A 13,843-nucleotide genomic window follows, 5' to 3' on the forward strand; every position below is an offset into this window, starting at 1 on the left:
CGGTTTCCGCGGGTGCCAGGTGTCATTGATGCGCCTCCAGTATCTGGCGTAGCTGGCAGACGGTTTCCGCCATCGCGCCGTCGTTGTTAAGAATCAGGCAGCCATCGGGTTGTGGCTGGACAGCGCGCGCCAGCCGCCGGGCGATCTCCGCCTCATCTTCGCGCCCGCGCTGACGCAGCCGCGCCGCCAGCACCGCGGGCGTCACCTGCAGACAGACAGGCAGCAGCTGCGATCCAAACCGCGCCTGTGCCTGGGCCAGATGCAGCCGCGACCCGTTCACCACCACATTCTGCCCGCGCAGCAGCCACTGTTCCGTCTCGCAGCCAATGCCGTAGCGGAAACCGTGCGCCTCCCAGCTCACCGCGAACAGACCGAGTGCGGCGCGACGCTCAAACTCCGTTTCAGTCAGCGCCACATGGTTTTCACCGCCCGCATCGGCGGCGCGGGTGATATAGCGATGGGCGATCAGCAGCCGGGGCGGCGGTGCCGCCCGCAGCGCATCCAGCAGGCTGTCCTTGCCGGAGCCGGAGGGACCGGTGAGCCAGATCAGCCGCGCCATCAGTACACCTGCCGGCCTTTGCTCCAGACGTGCCGCACGTGCGGGTAGCCGTGGGCGGTGTGCGCCAGCACCAGGTCGGCGCGGCAGCCTTCGGCGATGACGCCGCGATCGAATAGCCCTAATGCGCGAGCCGGGTTACAGGTCACCAGCGCGATGGCCTGCGCCATGCCGAGACTATTGCGCTCGTCAGCCGCCAGCCGGAACGCCGCATCCAGCAGGCTGGCCGGGTAGTAGTCGGAGGAGAGAATATTCAGCAGGCCGTGTGACGCCAGCTCCCAGGCGGCAACGTTGCCGGAGTGCGAGCCGCCGCGCACGATGTTGGGCGCGCCCATCAGCACCTGCATGTTGCGATAGCGCGAGGCACGCGCCGCCTCCAGCGTGGTCGGAAACTCCGCAATGCGGCTGCCTGCCGCGTGAGACTCTTCCACGTGCGCCGCCGTGGCGTCATCGTGGCTGGCAATGGCGATGCCATGTTCCCGGCACAGCCCGGCAATCGCCTGACGATTGGGCTGCGACCACTCCGCCGCCAGGGTGAGCTGGTCATGCTCGAACTGATCCATCTCGGCGTCGTTGAGCTGATATTTGCCCTGATAATATTCGCGATATTTGATCAGCGAGGCGTACTGACGCTGGCCCGGCGAATGGTCCATCAGCGACACCAGCGCCAGCTCCGGCGTGCCCATCAGCGCTTCAAACAGCGGCGCGGTGGTGGGATGCGGCAGTTCACAGCGCAGATGCAGCAGATGCTCGGCGCGGTTCAGCCCTTTGCGGTTGCTGTCGCGGATGGCGTCGATCATCTTGCTGAGGTTATCCAGCCGGTGCCCGCCGTCGCGCACATCACCCACGCCAATCGCGTCCAGCACGGTGGTAATCCCACTTGAAACCATCAGTGCATCGTGGCTGCTCATCGCCGAGTGCGCGGGCCAGTCCACTTTCGGGCGTGGGGTGAAAAACTTGTCGAGGTTATCGGTGTGCAGTTCCACCAGGCCCGGCAGCAGCCAGGCACCTTCGCCGTCCAGCGCATCGGGCTGCTGGCTGGTGGTTTCGCTGAAGCTGCTGATGCGCTCATCGCGAAACTCCAGCGATCCGGTCACCACCTCGTTTTCCAGCACCAGTCTGACGTTATTGATAATCATGCCTGCACTCCTGTGTCGATCGGGTGCATCAGGTGCAGCCGGTCGGCTACCCGCTCGCGCACCGCCCGATCGTGAAAAATACCGACGATGGCGGCACCCCGGGCGCGCGCCTGTTCAATTAAGTCCACTACGGCCGCGCTGTTGACGCTATCGAGCGAGGCGGTGGGTTCATCCAGCAGCAGCACCGGATAGTCGGCGATAAAGCCGCGTGCGATATTCACCCGCTGCTGCTCACCGCCGGAAAAGGTGGACGGGGCCAGCGACCAGAGACGCTGCGGCACATTCAGCCGGGTCAGTAGCTCAGCGGCCCGCGCTTCGCAGATTTCGCGATCCACGCCCCGCTCCAGCAGCGGCTGCATCACAATCTCCAGCGTCGGCACGCGCGGGATCACCCGCAGAAACTGGCTCACCCAGCCCAGCGTGTCGCGACGCAGGGCGATAATCTGGCGCGCTGATGCCTGCGCCATATCGATCCACTCGCCCTGATGGGCAACCCGGATGTGGCCGCTATCGGGCTGATAGTTGCCATAAAGCGCGCGCAGCAGCGTAGATTTTCCGCTGCCGGAATGACCGTGCAGCACCACACATTCGCCCTCGCCTACCGTCAGGCTGGCGTTGTGCAGCACCGGCAGCGCAGCGCCGTTCTGGTTGTGCAGCACAAAGGTTTTACACAGATTCTCTACCCGCAGGCGCGGAGTGATAGTCGTCATTTAATTAAGCACCGAAGAGACCAGCAGTTGAGTGTAAGGGTGATGAGGATCGTCCAGCACGCGGTCGGTAAGACCGCTCTCCACCACCCGTCCCTGTTTCATCACCAGCAGGCGATGCGCCAGCAGGCGCGCCACGCCGAGATCGTGGGTGACAATCACCACCGCCAGATTCAGCTCACGCACCAGCGTCCGCAACAGATCCAGCAGTCGCGCCTGCACCGAGACATCCAGCCCGCCGGTCGGCTCATCCATAAACATGAGCCGCGGCTGCGTCACCAGGTTGCGGGCAATCTGCAGACGCTGCTGCATCCCGCCGGAAAAGGTGGTCGGCAGATCGTCGATGCGCCCGGCGTCTATCTCTACCGCCTGTAGCCAGCGACTCGCCTCAGCGCGGATGTCGCCATAGTGGCGCTGTCCGGTTGCCATCAGCCGTTCGCCGATGTTGCCGCCCGCGCTGACCTGCGAACGCAGCCCGTCCATCGGATGCTGATGCACCACGCCCCACTCGGTGCGCAGCAGACGACGGCGCTCGCTTTCACTCATCTGATAGAGGTCGCGGTTCTGATAGAGAATGCTGCCCTGCTGCGGTGTCAGACGCGCCGACAGGCTCTGCAGCAGCGTGGTTTTACCGGAACCGGACTCGCCGACAATCCCCAGCACTTCGCCGGGCCAGAGATCAAAACTGACCTGCTCAAACCCTTTGCCCGGCGCATAAAGATGGGTGAGCTGGTTCACCGCAAGCAGCGGCTGTTCACTGTGCATGTTGCTGTTCCTGCTGCTGATGGCAAAAGTCGGTGTCGGAGCAGATAAACATCCGCGTTCCCTGATCGTCCATCACCACCTCATCGAGATAGCTGTGGCGCGAGCCACACAGCGCGCAGGGGTCATCCCACTGCTGCACGGTGAAGGGGTGATCGTCGAAGTCGAGACTCTCCACGCGGGTGTAAGGCGGCAAGGCGTAGATGCGCTTTTCGCGCCCGGCACCAAACAGCTGCAGCGCGGGCATCATGTGCATCTTCGGGTTGTCGAATTTGGGGATGGGCGACGGATCCATCACGTAGCGATCGTTGACCCGCACCGGATAGGCGTAGGTGGTGGCGATATGGCCGTAGCGGGCGATATCTTCATACAGCTTCACCTGCATGATGCCGTACTCCTCCAGCGCATGCATGGTGCGGGTCTCGGTTTCGCGTGGCTCGATAAAACGCAGCGGCTCCGGGATCGGTACCTGGAAAATCAGGATCTGATCCTCTTCCAGCGGCGTTTCCGGAATGCGGTGCCGGGTCTGGATCAGCGTGGCATCGGCGGTGCGCTCGGTGGTCGCCGCACCGCTGACCCGCTTAAAGAACTGGCGGATCGACACCGCATTGGTGGTGTCATCTGCGCCCTGATCGATCACCTTAAGCACATCCTGATCGCCAATCACGCTGGCGGTGATCTGAATGCCGCCGGTGCCCCAGCCGTAAGGCATTGGCATCTCGCGTCCGGCGAACGGCACCTGATAGCCGGGGATCGCCACCGCTTTGAGGATGGCGCGACGGATGGTGCGTTTGGTCTGCTCGTCGAGATAGCCGTTGTTATAGCCGGTGAGTTCAGCCATGGTTGCGCTCCTGATAATCGTGCTGCAGCTGTTTCAGCAATTCCAGCTCGGCCTGGAAATCGACGTAATGCGGCAGCTTAAGGTGCGAGACAAAACCCGCGGCTTCGACGTTGTCGGCGTGCGACAGCACAAACTCTTCATCCTGCGCCGGGCTGGTCACGCGCTCATTCTGCTCGCGGCTTTGCAGCGCCCGGTCCACCAGCGCCATCGCCATCGCTTTGCGCTCGGCGCGACCAAACACCAGCCCGTAGCCACGGGTAAACTGCGGCGCAGCGGCATCGCTGTGGGCGACGCCGTTAACCATTTCACACTCCGTCAGCAGCAGTTCCCCGATCTCCAGCTCAAAACCCAGCTCTTCGGGGCAGATACTGACGCTGAGAGTGCCGGTGCGGATCTCGCCAGCAAACGGATGGGTACGGCCATAGCCGCGCTGGGTTGAATAGCCCAGCGCCAGCAGAAAACCTTCGTCGCCGCGCACCAACTGTTGCAGCCGCGCGGCGCGTGAAGCGGGAAAGCTCACTGGTTCACGGGTGATATCAACCGGCTCGCTGCCGTCATCCACCTCGCCCGCGGCCAGCCCTTCGTCGGTCATCATGCTGAACATGTGCGGGCAGTGGTCAGGCATCGTGTAATCGTCACGCGGCGCAGCTGGCGTTTCGCCGTTAGCCAGCAGAGTGAAGTCGAGCAGCCGGTGGCTGTAGTCATAGGTTGGACCCAGCACCTGGCCGCCCGGCAGATCTTTATAGACCGCCGAGATGCGGCGTTCGATGCGCATCGCACCGGTCGCCAGCGGTATGCTCTCTGCCAGCCGTGGCAATGTGGTGCGATAGGCGCGCAGCAAAAAGATCGCCTCGACCAGATCGCCGCTGGCCTGCTTGATCGCCAGCGCCGCCAGTTCCGGATCGTATATTCCGCCTTCGGTCATCACCCGATCCACCGCCAGCCCCAGCTGCTGCGCCACCTGATCGCAGCCAAGTTCGGCCACAGCCCTGTCGCCGCGTCGCAGATCGGCCTGCAGCTGGTGGGCATTTGAAATCGCTTTTTCGCCCCCTTTCACCGCGACATACATCAGCACACCTCCACAACGGTGGTGCGCGGCACGGCCATGATCGCTTCGCCACAGGTGAAGATGAGATCAACGCCCTGCGGGAAGGGATGCGGACGGGTGCGCAGGTATTGCAGTACGCTTTCCGGTAGCTGTGGCGCAATGGCGCGGGTTTCCCGCAGGCCAGGCCCGGAGAGACGCAGCGTTAATCCGCCATTCAGCGACGGCACTTCGATGATCAGCGTGGTGCTTTTTTCCGGCGACATATTGTCACCTGCCGCGAACTGCGTGGGATCCGGCTGCGCCGCTGCATGGCTCAGGGCAAAAGGTGCGTCCTGCTGCGAAGTGATGGGCGCGCCGGTGTGGAAGCGAAGATTATTGCGCAGCTGTTCGTTGTCGATTTGCGCATCCAGCCAGACCGGGCTTTCCTGATCGACCAGCGTCAGCAGCAGCGCCGTCGCCGCCGGTGACAGCGCGCCCCAGCCCTGTTGCAGCGGCAGCGAGACCATCACGCCCGGCTCGCTCATCGCTTTAAGAATGCGGCGAAACGCGCGCTGTGCATCCGCGACCGGATGGTTAAAACTTGCCAGTAATGTCATCAGTTATCTCCGCGAACCAGCGTAAAGAAATCCACTTTGCTGCTGGCGATTTCACGGGCGCGCAGCTGTCGCTGCTCATCGCGCCACGCCGCCAGCGGGGTAATAATCTTCTCTTCCAGCAGGGGCCGGGTTTCCGGCTGCTGCAACAGCGCATCCAGCAGGGCGCAGCGTTCGGCATGGGCTTTGTCACGCCCTAACAGGTAGCTGTAACCCAGGGTGCCGTCGCCCAGCTGCACCACCGCGCGCGTCACCGTGGCATCACCCATCACAAAGCGTTTGCCGGTGGCCCCCATCCGCGCCTGTAGCCGTGTCAGCCCGATCTCCGCCGGACGAACAAGGGTGAATTCCGGCTGGAGGTTAAGCGCCTGCCAGTGCTGTTCAAGCAGGGCGGCGCTGCTGTGCGCCAGCACCGACAGCCAGCGCTGACGATCCGTTTGCTGTTCCATTAGTGCTCCAGAGTCAGTTCGATCATGTCGCCGCGCGTCAGGCTGACGGAGTATTCCGCCAGTGCGCCATCACTGGTTTTGTTCAGGGTCCGCACGCAGAGCAGTGGCGCATGCAGCGCGATATCCAGCTGACGGCACTCCTTCGCCTGCGCCCGACGGGTGCTGATACGCGTCTGGGTGCGCACCAGCTGCTTGCCGGTGTGCTCCACTAAGAAGTCGTGCAGCGATCCACTGTTAAATTGCTGCAGTTGTGGCCACCAGCTGAGGTCGGCAAGGAAGTGGTTGATCAGGCAGAGCGGCACGCCGTTGGCGCGGCGCAGGGTGCGCAGATGAATGACGTTGTCGCCCTCTTTTACGCCTAACGCACTGGCGACGTCGTTGCTGGCCGGACGCAGCACCGCCAGCAGCCGTTCGCTGGTCGGGTGACTGCCCTGCTCCATCAGGTTCTGACTGAAGCGCGCCTGGGCATGCAGCGGATAGTCATAAGGGCGCATCAGCACCAGAATGCCAACGCCATGCCGGCGCTGCAGCAGCCCTTTGTGCACCAGCTCATCGACGGCCCGGCGCAGCGTGTGGCGATTCACCTCATAGTGATCGGCCAGCTGTTGTTCGGAAGGAAGATAGTCGCCGCAGCGGTAGCGCTCTTTCAGCGCCTGCTCCAGTTGTGCGGCAACAGCCTGATAGACAGTGGTCGGATGTCTGGATAACTCCATCACGATGAAATCCTCACGGGTTACAGAGTGTGAACGCAGTGATAAGACGCTGCGGGATGGGGTTAGCCTGAGGGAAGCAGATGACAGAATGGTGACGCGGGGGTGAAGGTGGGGTGAATGTGGTAGTCAGGGATTTACAGCAAGCAGGCATTGAGTCTGTGCACACAGGACGGCTGCCTGCCTGGTGTACACTGGAACGAACTCATTTAGCGTTTAAGGAGAGAATATGTACGGACCGGATCCGGCCAATCCCCATCCAATGGAAGGCTTCCCACAGCTTTGTTTTATCAAAAACACGGTGAAGAACCCCAATATCATCATCGGTGATTTTACTTATTATGATGACCCCGACGACTCAGAAAACTTCGAGCGCAATGTCCTTTATCACTTCCCGTTTATTGGCGACAAACTCATCATTGGTAAATTCTGCGCGATAGCGAAAGGCGTTCAGTTCATGATGAATGGCGCGAATCATAGCATGGCGGGGTTCTCCACTTATCCGTTCTACATCTTCGGAAATGGATGGGAAACAGGTCAGCATCAGCCCGGCGATTTGACCACTAAAGGTGATACGGTGATTGGGAATGACGTCTGGATGGGTTATCAGGCACTGATTATGCCAGGCGTTAACATCGGCAACGGCGCGATCATTTCGTCACGTTCTGTCGTCACGTCGGATGTCCCGGCCTATTCGATTGTGGGAGGTAATCCGGCCAGAGTTATCCGGCAGCGTTTTAACGATGAAACCATATCAACACTGGAGAAGCTGGCCTGGTGGGACTGGCCTGTAGAAAAGATCACCCTACACCTTCCGGCAATCATCTCCGCAGACCTCGACGCCTTGCCAGCCGAATAGTTGTGCAGACTCATCAACGTTCGTCAGGGGAAAACGGTGACACTTACCGTTAAGCAATGGGAAATTCGCTCAGGCTGGTATGCAAACGTATCGGCATTATCACTGGAGCGCAGGTTAAAACGGGAGTCGTTATGCTCTACATTTTTAGTGGTCTTCCGGGTTGTGGAAAAAGCACTATCGCTAAACTGTTATCTGAAAAATTAAAAGCAGTATATTTACGCGTCGATACGATTGAACAGGCATTGCGTAATGGTTCAGCGGCTTCGAGGGACATTGGCCCGGAAGGCTATTTCATCCTGTATGAGCTTGCACGGGACAACCTGAAACTGGGATTACCGGTTATCACTGATTCGGTGAATGACCTTAATCTGGTGCGTGATAGTTTTCGGGATATCGCAATATCTTCAGGTGTTCCCTTTCTGGAAATTGAAATCCTCTGTTCGGATCCCGAACAGCATCGTGCGCGTGTAGAGAGCAGAATCTCTGATATTCCCGGCTTAAAAGTGCCCGACTGGCAGGCCGTTATGGATCGTGTTTATGAGCCTTGGGGGAGAGAACATTTGAAGCTGGATACGGTGGGGTTAACGCCTGCTGAGTGTGTTGAGGAGATTCTTAAGGTCAGATGTCACACCTGAGCGCCTTTGGACCGAACTATTGACTGCGCTGAATGAGTTGAACTGAGCGGAGCATCGCGTCAGGCCCTCAGGGTTGAAGCCAATTAGAAAAATTATCGTCACTCTCTTCGCTCAGGTCAAAGCGACGATATCAGTATGATCTCTGAGAGGGTAGAAGAAGCACTCCGGGTCAGATCAGGAACCTGTGTGTTCCAGGCGAAACGTCACTTTCCAGCATTAAAAAATCTGGAACTAAAATTGGCGGGTGCTTATTTAAAGACGTTTAATCAGGAAAATAGAACCAGGCAGTAGCAATAAGGTCGTTTTTAATTTCAAAAACAGCAAAACTTTCCAGCGGTTGATCCGATAAACCGTGTATTAATTCATGATCGAAAACTTTATTCCCCATTACGATTCTGGAAATAAGTTCTGCTTTAAGATTCGGATTATTAAAACGGTTATTCACGTAAAATTCACGTAAGGACTCCTTCCCGGTGGTAGCAGGACTTTCACCTGGCATCCGATAACCTTTGAAATCCTCTGAAAAGCAAGCGATGAACGCGTCAATATCATGGGCATTGTAGGCTTCAAACTGCGCCTTTACTGGCGAATCTACTGACATGGCACTCTCATCTAATTGAATTTATATGCATTAAAATTGCATATAGAATCATATGATACGCAGATAAACACGTTATCAGCAAGCTGAATTCGATTCTTATCCAGTCTGCTGCTGGCATAACGCCTCCGTGACAACACACATCGCGCCATGAGGGATAGCAGACGTAACTGTCTGTTATTAAACATGGATCACTGAAGTGACAGGTGATAATTGTCAGGAAGCAAGTCACATTGCGTGCAGTGGTTCACAGGCTAAGGCATACGCAATGTGAACAACCGTGAAGATAAGCTAAGTGCTTAAAGGGTGACACGGCGGGTTGGCAAAAGATGATAGTTAATCAGGACGTTGCAATAAATCAGTCTGCCAGTCGAGCACATGATGCGCGAGATGAACACGCATACCGGCTTTGTTCGCCTGAAGTGCGCCATACTTAACTATGACTCTGCAGGTGGACGCGTCGCCAGCTTCCCATAGCCCGACAACATTTCAGTAGCTTCATCCATCCGCTGACGATCCAGTTTATAGAATACCCAGTTCTTGATGCGTTTCGAGGTCATAATTCCCGCTTTAGCAAGAATCTGTAGATGACCTGTCACAGCAGGCTGACTCAGACCAATTTTTTCAGTGATGAACCCGACACACACACCATCCTCAACCAGATCGCCGTCCTGCTGCTCCGGAAAATGTGACCTGGGATCGGAAAGCCATTCAACAATGACGAGCCGATGCTCGTTGCCCAGGGCGCGGAAAATATCGGCCATCGATGTCTTTGCGTTGTTCATATAGCCAATCTCCTATATAGTCATTTTCTTATATAAATTAAGCGGGCATATTATGACAACTCAGACTCAAAGGCCAATGGACGGTGTCACACTGAAAGCTATCTATGCAGCCGCAGGGCGAATCAGGCAAACCATATGCAGAACCCCACTGGAGCCTGCGCAGACGTTGTCTGCCCTTGTCGGAGCGGATGTCAGGCTTAAGATGGAAAATCTCCAGCATACGGGTAGCTTTAAACTGAGGGGCGCCGTAAACGTTCTTGCCAGTCTCGCTGCGGATCAGCGAAGTGCAGGTGTCATCGCCCCCACAGCGGGAAACCATGGCTTAGGACTCGCCTGTGCAGGTCATGCAGCTGGCATACCTGTATCCATATTCCTGCCCTATTCCGCAGACCCTATAAAGGTCTCGGCAATGAAAAGTTATGGTGCTCAGATAACCTTTTTTGAAGACATTGAAGAAGCAAGGCAGGCCGCCATTGTCACAGCGGAACAGTCCGGGGCGACATTCGTCTCAGCCTACAATAATGAGCAGATGATTGTCGGGGCCGGCACCGTCGGTCTGGAAATCATGGAGGAATGGGCAGATGCCGACGTTATTCTCGTCAACATTGGCGGCGGCGGGCTGGCCTCAGGCATTGCAACGGCCATCAAAGCCATAAACCCTGCTACCGAAGTATGGGCTGTGCAAAGTGAAGCGAGCCCGACTTTTGCCAAATGGAAAGAGGCAGGGGAAACGATTCCTGTCGAATTAACGGCGTCAATCGCGGAAGGCATCAGTGGTTATATAGAGCCTGAAGCGATGACCTGGCCACTGATACGTGACCGCGTTGATCGTGTTCTTCTTGTTTCAGAAGCCGAAATTAAAGCAGCAATGCTGTTCATGCTAAATCAGCACCGCCATGTCATAGAGCCTTCAGGCGTACCTGCGGTTGCAGCAGTCCTTCGTTATGCGAAAGAGCTGAGCGGGCGTAAGGTTGTCTGCGTCGTAAGCGGCAGAAATATCTCTGGCTCACGCTATCTCAACTTAGTTAATGAGGCCGCTCGCTGACGACATTGCGCATTCCACTCAGCGCGGGTAATTTCCCAAAGCTCAGAATCCAGAAGGCCGCTGACATATTCCTTCTTAACAGTTTTAATAAGCCGCATTCCGCTACTGACTGAAATACGCTGAGAGCGTCTGTTAGCGGCGGCTTTAGGTGCGCGTAATACCGCCTTATTCAACACATTGAACCAGTAATCCGTAGCCGCAATACTCGCCTCACGCATAAAGCCGTGCCCCTGATATTCCGGTGCGAGCCAGAATCCGCGATTGTTATCTTCTGCGTCGTAAAGGCAGATCAAGCCCATGAGTTTGTCCGGTGTTTCACAATGTCTGATCGTCCAGCACCATGCAATTCCTTTGGCCATGTCAGGCAACGCAACGTTATTGACGTAATTCTCAGCACCATTCTCTGGATAAGGCCAGGGGACCGACGCCACCATATAACGAACGATTTCCCAGCGAGTATAAAGCTTCTGGATCTGTTGAGCATCTTCGGCAACTAATGGTTTTAATATCAACCGATCGGTTGTAAGCGTGGGGATTAGCATGGGCAACGATCCTTTAATAAACACACTTCTGGTCAGGTTTTATCTCTCTTAAAATACCCTGCCGTCATCTGTTACATCATGCAAAGATGGCATTATGGCTTCAACGTCCGCGCCTGGCACGTAACGGAGATGATCGCAGTGCAATTTACGCTGGGAGCAATCCGCGGGGTAACGTTTAAAGGGAGAGTCTGCGTTTCCATTCATCCCTCCCATCACCTGAATTCTCAGGGCTAGCCTTTCTGATTTATCCGGGAAAAGGGCGTGGTGAAAAGTTTCAAACGCGACAAAGCTCGTGAGCACGTACTTTCCATTCGTCAACCTGAGTGGGGTGGTCAAAAGAGTAATAGACGCTAGCGTCCTCAGGCAGAATATTATGCAGTGCCTGCAGGCAGTGGGCCTCACAGGGCCGCAATTCGATATAGGCGCCAGTGATGGGTATGACATCATCCGTGGAAAAGCGTTCTATGCGGTTTATCGCGGCAACCAGCGCGGCCATTTCACCATGCAGTTTGACCCAGTCATGGGTATAGATGCCTGGCGGCATGCTTACATGCATCTGACTGTTTCCGAACGCATAGCGAATATTACCCCGGAGCCTATACTCGACTACTGCACAGCAGGACTCAGGACCGAACCCTGGCTGTTTCACTAATTTCTTTTTGTCTTCCAGCGTGCGCCTGACAATCGGATAACCGGAATTAAGGGCATATTCAGTTTTTATGAGTTGCATCAGAGCGTCCTTTACTTGACCATTATTAATCAATCATATGGGGTTCTGGCGCAAAACTCCACAAGAACAGGACACTCATGAGCTGGGAAAGTTAAGGACCTCTTAATAAGAATGCTTTAACCATCCTGTTAGAGGCATGCTGCACAACGATGGCGCCGACAGAGAGCCTTTAATTGATAGCCCACCACGAAAATCCGGATTTCTCCCAACGGGCCTTAAACGCGCAGTTTATGAATTTATCTGACAATCCTTTCTCCATTTTAAGGTATTCACTTCGCTATCAATCAACGTATCACGCTGTTAACGACGTCTGCTACTGACACAAAGCAGACATACACACCAATGCTTCATCTCCCCTGAAAGATAACTGAGCAATAGCCATCAGAATGCTTACATTCCTCTAAGACTATTACTCCCTCCCTCTCAAACTCTTCAAAAAATTTATTCCACTCCCCCTCTCACCGCCTTCTCCGATCCACTCTCCGTCAGCGACGCCCTGACCTGTGGCAGGCTTTCCGGGTAATTCTGCTGAATAAACTCAATCATCTTTTCACGCACATAACAGCGTAAATCAAAGGCAATCGGAGAGTTCTGCGCGGTCATCAGCATCCTGATGGTCATGGTTTTTTCGGTAGTATCGGTCACCTGAAGCACCGAGGTTTCCTGGTCCCAGAGTTTGGTTTCACTCAGGATTTTGTCGAAATGCTTACGCAATGGCTCCAGCGGCATTGAGTAATCCACGTAGAGGAACACCGAGCCTAAAATCTGGGCGTTGTTGCGCGTCCAGTTCTGAAACGGATTCTCGGTGAAATAGGTAATCGGCAGCACCAGACGGCGCAGATCCCAGATGCGCACTACTACATAGGTCAGGTTAATCTCCTCAATCCAGCCCCACTCCTTTTCCACCACTACCGCATCATCAATCTTGATGGGCTGGGTAAAGGCGATCTGAATACCGGCGAACAGGTTAACCAGCGACTTCTGTAAGGCAAAACCAATAATGATACCAGCCACACCCGCACCGGCCAGAATAGTGGTACCGAATTTACGGACGCCGGGGAAGCTCAGCAGAATCAGCGAAACGCAGAACAGCACCAGGATGACAATAACGACTTTCTTAACATAGATAATCTGGGTGCGGATTTTACGCGCGCGCAGGTTATTGGAAATATTAATGTCATAGCGGATATAAAGCATATCCTGCGCCACGTTGGTCAACCGGATTAAGACCGAGCAGAATGACATAATAATAAAGACGTTGATGATATTGGTGATGAGATCGAGTGATTCAGGATGAAAATCGATGTAATTAATCCCGACATTGATCATTAATAACGGCACGAAAAAGAACATTGAACCGCTAAGGTGCTTTTCCAGGGATTTGAACAGCTTTCTGTCACGGCCCTGCCAGTAGCGGATAAAGGCAAGCAGGATAAGGCGAGCCAGAAAACCCAGTACAAATGAAAGCGAGACGAGTAATACAACAGGCACCCATGACGGGAAACCAGATAACTCACCGAATAACAATGGCATTATTTTCCCTTTTCGTTAGCTGACAGGCTAAAGCTGTCAGATAAGTGACCCACTCAGTAACCGTTGTCTGCACGGTTATCCGTCTGTAACACAATCAGCGCTCATGAGTATGAACCATAGCAGCGAAGTTGGCAGGAAATGCGCGATGCTGCGGATCTCAGTTCTTTTGCCAGTCCACATCACAGATTTCTGCAACAGTACTGCAACGAACTCTTTCAGCGCTGAAGTCCCTGATATTCCCGCGCAACTACATTAAAAAATCTGATATGACCGCTTCGCTTTTTTGCTCACTCTTTTTGGCACTCTACGAC

General features: G+C 55.6%; 17 protein-coding genes. 3 read left to right on the forward strand and 14 right to left on the reverse strand.

Annotated features, from left to right (window positions below):
• Window positions 1–22 precede the first annotated feature (22 nt).
• The 9 genes from phnN to phnF are packed head-to-tail and all read right to left on the reverse strand — an operon-like array spanning window position 23 to window position 6,808.
• A complete protein-coding gene (gene phnN / locus AC6I8C_RS11760) occupies window positions 23–559 on the reverse strand; it encodes a ribose 1,5-bisphosphokinase (protein ID WP_497822562.1) in 537 nt (178 codons plus the stop codon).
• A complete protein-coding gene (gene phnM, locus AC6I8C_RS11765; protein ID WP_497822563.1) occupies window positions 559–1,695 on the reverse strand; it encodes an alpha-D-ribose 1-methylphosphonate 5-triphosphate diphosphatase in 1,137 nt (378 codons plus the stop codon). Before phnM ends, phnN begins: the two co-directional genes overlap by 1 nt.
• A complete protein-coding gene (gene phnL, locus AC6I8C_RS11770) occupies window positions 1,692–2,405 on the reverse strand; it encodes a phosphonate C-P lyase system protein PhnL (protein ID WP_497822564.1) in 714 nt (237 codons plus the stop codon). Before phnL ends, phnM begins: the two co-directional genes overlap by 4 nt.
• Window positions 2,406–3,167 (reverse strand): phosphonate C-P lyase system protein PhnK, encoded by a 762-nt coding sequence (phnK, locus tag AC6I8C_RS11775; RefSeq protein ID WP_497822565.1) that lies wholly within the window; start codon window positions 3,165–3,167, stop codon window positions 2,406–2,408.
• Window positions 3,157–4,005 (reverse strand): alpha-D-ribose 1-methylphosphonate 5-phosphate C-P-lyase PhnJ, encoded by an 849-nt coding sequence (locus tag AC6I8C_RS11780; protein WP_497822566.1) that lies wholly within the window; start codon window positions 4,003–4,005, stop codon window positions 3,157–3,159. Before AC6I8C_RS11780 ends, phnK begins: the two co-directional genes overlap by 11 nt.
• Entirely contained in the window at window positions 3,998–5,074 is a 1,077-nt protein-coding gene (locus AC6I8C_RS11785) for a carbon-phosphorus lyase complex subunit (protein WP_497822567.1), read from the reverse strand. Before AC6I8C_RS11785 ends, AC6I8C_RS11780 begins: the two co-directional genes overlap by 8 nt.
• Window positions 5,074–5,649: a phosphonate C-P lyase system protein PhnH gene (gene phnH / locus AC6I8C_RS11790; protein ID WP_497822568.1), complete on the reverse strand. Its 576-nt coding sequence runs from the start codon at window positions 5,647–5,649 to the stop codon at window positions 5,074–5,076. The genes AC6I8C_RS11785 and phnH overlap by 1 nt, the downstream gene beginning before the upstream one ends.
• Window positions 5,649–6,095: a phosphonate C-P lyase system protein PhnG gene (phnG, locus tag AC6I8C_RS11795; protein WP_061062788.1), complete on the reverse strand. Its 447-nt coding sequence runs from the start codon at window positions 6,093–6,095 to the stop codon at window positions 5,649–5,651. The genes phnH and phnG overlap by 1 nt, the downstream gene beginning before the upstream one ends.
• Entirely contained in the window at window positions 6,095–6,808 is a 714-nt protein-coding gene (phnF, locus tag AC6I8C_RS11800; protein ID WP_033733116.1) for a phosphonate metabolism transcriptional regulator PhnF, read from the reverse strand. The genes phnG and phnF overlap by 1 nt, the downstream gene beginning before the upstream one ends.
• A gap of 226 nt (window positions 6,809–7,034) precedes the next feature.
• Here phnF and AC6I8C_RS11805 point away from each other — a divergent pair, with 226 nt between their 5' ends.
• Both AC6I8C_RS11805 and AC6I8C_RS11810 read left to right on the forward strand, forming a co-directional pair.
• Entirely contained in the window at window positions 7,035–7,664 is a 630-nt protein-coding gene (locus tag AC6I8C_RS11805; RefSeq protein ID WP_497822569.1) for a Vat family streptogramin A O-acetyltransferase, read from the forward strand.
• A gap of 131 nt (window positions 7,665–7,795) precedes the next feature.
• On the forward strand, window positions 7,796–8,299 hold the full coding sequence (locus AC6I8C_RS11810) for a P-loop nucleotide/nucleoside kinase family protein (RefSeq protein ID WP_497822570.1): 504 nt from the start codon (window positions 7,796–7,798) through the stop codon (window positions 8,297–8,299).
• Between the two features lie 262 nt (window positions 8,300–8,561).
• Here AC6I8C_RS11810 and AC6I8C_RS11815 read toward each other — a convergent pair whose 3' ends face one another.
• On the reverse strand, window positions 8,562–8,900 hold the full coding sequence (locus tag AC6I8C_RS11815; protein ID WP_497822571.1) for a nuclear transport factor 2 family protein: 339 nt from the start codon (window positions 8,898–8,900) through the stop codon (window positions 8,562–8,564).
• 434 nt (window positions 8,901–9,334) lie between these two features.
• Window positions 9,335–9,682 (reverse strand): ArsR/SmtB family transcription factor, encoded by a 348-nt coding sequence (locus tag AC6I8C_RS11820; RefSeq protein ID WP_095706976.1) that lies wholly within the window; start codon window positions 9,680–9,682, stop codon window positions 9,335–9,337.
• 52 nt (window positions 9,683–9,734) lie between these two features.
• Here AC6I8C_RS11820 and AC6I8C_RS11825 point away from each other — a divergent pair, with 52 nt between their 5' ends.
• Window positions 9,735–10,727, forward strand: coding sequence for a threonine ammonia-lyase (locus tag AC6I8C_RS11825; RefSeq protein ID WP_497822572.1), 993 nt, complete (start codon window positions 9,735–9,737; stop codon window positions 10,725–10,727).
• Here the strand turns inward: AC6I8C_RS11825 and AC6I8C_RS11830 are convergent.
• The 3 genes from AC6I8C_RS11830 to AC6I8C_RS11840 form a co-directional block, all read right to left on the reverse strand.
• The gene (locus AC6I8C_RS11830) at window positions 10,694–11,269 is read right to left on the reverse strand and encodes a GNAT family N-acetyltransferase (RefSeq protein ID WP_497822573.1); all 576 of its coding nucleotides are present in this window, start codon (window positions 11,267–11,269) and stop codon (window positions 10,694–10,696) included. The two genes, AC6I8C_RS11825 and AC6I8C_RS11830, sit on opposite strands and share 34 nt — an antisense overlap.
• Before the next feature lie 274 nt (window positions 11,270–11,543).
• Window positions 11,544–11,999 carry a hypothetical protein gene (locus AC6I8C_RS11835; RefSeq protein ID WP_497822574.1) on the reverse strand — a complete coding sequence of 152 codons (456 nt, stop codon included), beginning with the start codon at window positions 11,997–11,999 and terminating at the stop codon, window positions 11,544–11,546.
• Between the two features lie 441 nt (window positions 12,000–12,440).
• Entirely contained in the window at window positions 12,441–13,532 is a 1,092-nt protein-coding gene (locus AC6I8C_RS11840) for a mechanosensitive ion channel family protein (protein WP_497822575.1), read from the reverse strand.
• Window positions 13,533–13,843 lie beyond the last annotated feature (311 nt).

Source organism: Pantoea sp. X-Soil-YNGN-844 (genome assembly GCF_059730595.1).

Bases quoted from the DNA above. Each gene is read 5' to 3' on its own strand.
- phnN (WP_497822562.1), bottom strand. From the start codon at position 559: ATGGCGCGGCTGATCTGGCTCACCGGTCCCTCCGGCTCCGGCAAGGAC.
- phnM (WP_497822563.1), bottom strand. From the start codon at position 1,695: ATGATTATCAATAACGTCAGACTGGTGCTGGAAAACGAGGTGGTGACC.
- phnL (WP_497822564.1), bottom strand. From the start codon at position 2,405: ATGACGACTATCACTCCGCGCCTGCGGGTAGAGAATCTGTGTAAAACC.
- phnK (WP_497822565.1), bottom strand. From the start codon at position 3,167: ATGCACAGTGAACAGCCGCTGCTTGCGGTGAACCAGCTCACCCATCTT.
- AC6I8C_RS11780 (WP_497822566.1), bottom strand. From the start codon at position 4,005: ATGGCTGAACTCACCGGCTATAACAACGGCTATCTCGACGAGCAGACC.
- AC6I8C_RS11785 (WP_497822567.1), bottom strand. From the start codon at position 5,074: ATGTATGTCGCGGTGAAAGGGGGCGAAAAAGCGATTTCAAATGCCCAC.
- phnH (WP_497822568.1), bottom strand. From the start codon at position 5,649: ATGACATTACTGGCAAGTTTTAACCATCCGGTCGCGGATGCACAGCGC.
- phnG (WP_061062788.1), bottom strand. From the start codon at position 6,095: ATGGAACAGCAAACGGATCGTCAGCGCTGGCTGTCGGTGCTGGCGCAC.
- phnF (WP_033733116.1), bottom strand. From the start codon at position 6,808: ATGGAGTTATCCAGACATCCGACCACTGTCTATCAGGCTGTTGCCGCA.
- AC6I8C_RS11805 (WP_497822569.1), top strand. From the start codon at position 7,035: ATGTACGGACCGGATCCGGCCAATCCCCATCCAATGGAAGGCTTCCCA.
- AC6I8C_RS11810 (WP_497822570.1), top strand. From the start codon at position 7,796: ATGCTCTACATTTTTAGTGGTCTTCCGGGTTGTGGAAAAAGCACTATC.
- AC6I8C_RS11815 (WP_497822571.1), bottom strand. From the start codon at position 8,900: ATGTCAGTAGATTCGCCAGTAAAGGCGCAGTTTGAAGCCTACAATGCC.
- AC6I8C_RS11820 (WP_095706976.1), bottom strand. From the start codon at position 9,682: ATGAACAACGCAAAGACATCGATGGCCGATATTTTCCGCGCCCTGGGC.
- AC6I8C_RS11825 (WP_497822572.1), top strand. From the start codon at position 9,735: ATGACAACTCAGACTCAAAGGCCAATGGACGGTGTCACACTGAAAGCT.
- AC6I8C_RS11830 (WP_497822573.1), bottom strand. From the start codon at position 11,269: ATGCTAATCCCCACGCTTACAACCGATCGGTTGATATTAAAACCATTA.
- AC6I8C_RS11835 (WP_497822574.1), bottom strand. From the start codon at position 11,999: ATGCAACTCATAAAAACTGAATATGCCCTTAATTCCGGTTATCCGATT.
- AC6I8C_RS11840 (WP_497822575.1), bottom strand. From the start codon at position 13,532: ATGCCATTGTTATTCGGTGAGTTATCTGGTTTCCCGTCATGGGTGCCT.